Here is a 2,448-nt window from a genome sequence, read left to right as displayed (position 1 = left end):
GGGAGCGATGGCCGCCCCCGCGCCGGTCGGACCGGCGCGCCTCGTCCTCGGCTCCGAGGCCGTCGCCACCGGAGCCGACCTCGAGGCCGCGCGCGTCTGCGCCCCCGGCAGCCTGGACCCCCGGCGGGTCGGCGGCGCGGTCGTCGTGTGCGAACGCGGAGCGGTCGGCCGGGTCGAGAAGTCCGAGACGGTCCGCCTCGCCGACGGGGTCGGCATGATCCTCGTCAACGTCGGCCGCGGCTCCACCGACGCCGACCTCCACGCCGTCCCGACGGTCCACCTGTCGGTGAGCGACGGCCGTGCGCTGCTCGCGTGGGCGGTCCGCACCGACCGGCCGCGCGTACGACTGGTGGCGACCGGTGCGGACCGCACCCGACCACGGGTCGCTCGCTTCAGCTCGGGCGGCGACCCCACCTGGACCGTCATCAAGCCCGACCTCGTCGCACCCGGCACGAGCGTCCTGGCCGCGTCCACCGGCGGCTGGGACGTGGTGAGCGGGACGTCCGCCGCGACGGCGTACGTCAGCGGTGCCGCTGCGGTGCTCCTCGGGCACCGCGGCACGACGCCGGAGGAGGTCCGCTCCGCCCTGCTCACGACCGCCGCGCCGCTCGACCGCGACAGCGGGCTGCGTGCCGGCACCGGCGCCGTCCGGCTCCGACCCGTCCCCCGCACGGCCTACCTGGTCGAGGCGCGTTCCTACCGCGCCTGGCTGACCGGCAGGCGCGCCGACCTCGACCTGCCGCAGGCGCTGCTGCGCACCGGCCGCCTCGTCGTCCGACGGACCATCACCAACACCGGCAACCGGCCGCTGCAGCTGACCGCGCACCTGCGCGGGTTCGACGACGCGATCCGGGTCAGCCCGTCCTCCGGCCTGGTCCGCCCCGGACGGTCGCCCACGTTCCGGATCGTCGTCGACGAGGCGCCGCGGGCGACCGACGCCGGCAGCGTCGTCTGGCACGGCGCCGGCGACCGGAGCCGCCTCGCCGTGGTGGTGACCCGGTGACCCCACCGGTCCTCGCACCGCCGGCCCTGCCGATCCGCACCGAGCGGCTCACCCTGCGCCACGTCTCCCTCGACGACCTCGACGCGCTGCGGTACTACACCGACCCCGAGGTGTGCCGCTACCTCCCGTTCCCCGCAGCCGACGAGGAGGCCCTCGTGAAGCGGGTGGCCACCATGGCCGGCCGGCGCGCGCCCTCGTTGCCCGACGAGGTGCTCTCGCTCGCCGTCGTGCACGAGGACACCCTGGTCGGCGACGTCATCCTGCGGCTCCGCACCCGCGCCGACGGTGCCACCGCGCCGTCGGTGGCCGAGATCGGCTGGGCGTTCGCCCCCGAGCACGCTGGCCGCGGCTTCGCCACGGAAGCAGCGACCGCACTGGTCGACGTCGCCTTCGCGCACTATCCGCTGCACCGGCTCATCGCGCACCTCGACCCGCGCAACACCCGGTCGGCCGCGCTGTGCGAGCGGCTCGGGATGACCCTCGAGGCGCACCTGCGGCGCGACTGGCCGGAGGCCGACGGCACCTGGACCGACGACCTCGTCTACGGCCTGCTGCGCGAGGAGTGGCCCGCGCGCTGACGGGTCAGCCGCGGGTGACCTGGATCGTGATCCCGTCGCCCAGGTTGATGATCGCCCCCGGCGCCAGTGCGACGGCGATGCCCGGCTTGAGGTCCTCCGGACCCGCGCCGCCCGGCTGCACCAGCACCGTGCCGTTGGTCGATCCCATGTCGGTGACCACGGCGTTGCCCTGGTCGACTCCGGTGCCGGGTCGCACCTCGATGTGGGTCGAGGAGATCTCGTGCAGACGGCTCGGCACCGTGACCAGCCGCGGCTGCTCGGTCTCGGAGAACCGACGCGCCTCCGGCGCCCGACCGATGAGGATCACGCCGTCGACGACGACCTGCTGGCCGTCGCTGATCATGAGCTTGGCGACGCCGCCGGTCGTCGCGACATCGTCCGCCGGGAGCGCGGGCGCCCCGCCGGGGTCGGCCGGCGGCGGGGGCGGGAAGCCCCCGACCGGCTCCCACGACCCGACCGTGAGGGGCGGCGGCGGGAGGTCGACGTGGGGAGCGTCGGGCGCCGGCGGCGCGTACGGCGACGGCGCGTACTCGGTGACGGCCTCACCGGACAGCGGTTCGGACACGGGCGGGACGAGCGGAGCGTCGGCCAGCGGGGCGTCGAGCGACTCCATGACCTCGGTCATCGGGCCCTCGTCGGCCATCGCGGGCGGGTCGAGCGGAGCGGGCGGGTCGAGCGGAGCGGGCTCGTCGAACGGAGCGGGCTCGTCGGCCACGGCGGGCGTCTCGGCCGGCGGCGGCGTGTCCCACGGCGTGACCCATCCGGTCGGCGCGGGCTCGACCGGCATCGGGTCGGTCAGCGGGTCGGGCGCTGCGACCGGCTCCTCGGCCATCACCGGCTCGTCGAGCGGTGCCGGCTCGTCGAGCG

The 2,448-nt window shown here is 76.2% G+C and carries 3 protein-coding genes; 2 read left to right on the top strand and 1 reads right to left on the bottom strand.

Features of this window, described 5'->3' with window-relative positions:
• Together H0487_RS21575 and H0487_RS21570 are read left to right on the top strand one after the other, a co-directional pair.
• Window positions 1-1,003 (top strand): S8 family serine peptidase (locus H0487_RS21575; protein WP_220793669.1); only part of this gene is annotated, 1,003 nt, incomplete at its 5' end.
• Window positions 1,000-1,581 carry a GNAT family N-acetyltransferase gene (locus H0487_RS21570; protein WP_183096276.1) on the top strand — a complete coding sequence of 194 codons (582 nt, stop codon included), beginning with the start codon at window positions 1,000-1,002 and terminating at the stop codon, window positions 1,579-1,581. The genes H0487_RS21575 and H0487_RS21570, both read left to right, overlap by 4 nt.
• A 4-nt stretch (window positions 1,582-1,585) precedes the next feature.
• Here H0487_RS21570 and H0487_RS21565 read toward each other — a convergent pair.
• Window positions 1,586-2,448: FHA domain-containing protein (locus H0487_RS21565; protein WP_183096275.1), on the bottom strand; the 863-nt coding region annotated here is incomplete at its 5' end.

Source organism: Nocardioides stalactiti (assembly GCF_014180715.1).
GTDB classification, from domain to species: Bacteria; Actinomycetota; Actinomycetes; order Propionibacteriales; family Nocardioidaceae; genus Nocardioides; species Nocardioides stalactiti.
This window is presented reverse-complemented; position numbering and strand designations above follow the sequence as displayed.